General features: G+C 62.1%; 2 protein-coding genes. Both read left to right on the forward strand.

The window, feature by feature from the left end; translation table 11 throughout:
• The coding region (locus tag EN984_RS36020) for an uL15m family ribosomal protein (protein ID WP_164765987.1) at positions 1-130 on the forward strand (130 nt) is incomplete at its 5' end.
• Positions 131-322: 192 nt separating this feature from the next.
• Positions 323-950, forward strand: a 628-nt coding sequence (locus EN984_RS36025; RefSeq protein WP_164765988.1) for a preprotein translocase subunit SecY, incomplete at its 3' end; no start/stop codon positions are given.

The raw sequence follows: 950 nt of genomic DNA on the forward strand, positions 1-950 counted from the left end.
CCTCTCGGACGGCGAGATCAAGGCGAAGCTCGCCTTTGACGTCGCCGGCGCCTCCAAGGCCGCGATCGAGAAGATCGAAAAGGCCGGCGGTTCGGTCAAGCTGCCGCAGGAAAAGGCAGCTGCCGAGTAACGGCAATTTGAAGCGCGATCGGCAGGAGTGGGATCCGTTTTTGCTCACGATTGCGCTTTGATCTGCTCGACGAGGCGGCCGCGTCAACGCGGCCGCTTGCATGTTTAGAGCCCGGAGCTTATCTCGTGAGCTTCGGTGAAACGCGCCGCCTGACCTCAGGGCCATCAAGCGTTACCAAGCGGAGAATCAGGCATGGCTTCGGCTGCTGAACAATTAGCCTCGAATCTGAATTTCTCGGCCTTCGCCAAGGCGGAGGATTTGAAGAAGCGCATCTGGTTCACGATCGGCGCGCTGCTCGTCTATCGCCTCGGCACCTACATCCCGCTTCCCGGCATCAATCCCGACGCCTTCGCCCAGGCCTTCTCCTCGCAGAGCAAGGGCGTGCTTGGCATGTTCAACATGTTCGCCGGCGGCGCCGTGGAGCGCATGGCGATCTTCGCGCTCGGCATCATGCCTTACATCTCCGCCTCCATCATCATGCAGCTGATGACCTCGGTCATCCCGTCGCTGGAAGCGCTGAAGAAGGAAGGCGAGCAGGGCCGCAAGGTCATCAACCAGTACACGCGCTACGGTACCGTGCTGCTTGGGCTGGTTCAGGCCTATGGCATTTCGGTCGGTCTGGAAGGCGGCAACGGCATCGTCAGCGATCCCGGCATGTTCTTCCGCGTCTCGACCGTCCTCACGCTGCTCGGCGGCACCATGTTCCTGATGTGGCTCGGCGAGCAGATCACCGCCCGCGGCATCGGCAACGGCATTTCGCTGATCATCTTCTCCGGCATCGTCGCCGGCCTGCCGCACGCCATCTCCGGCACGCTGGAGC

Source organism: Mesorhizobium sp. M7A.F.Ca.CA.004.12.1.1, assembly GCF_003997835.1.
Classification (GTDB): Bacteria; Pseudomonadota; Alphaproteobacteria; order Rhizobiales; family Rhizobiaceae; genus Mesorhizobium.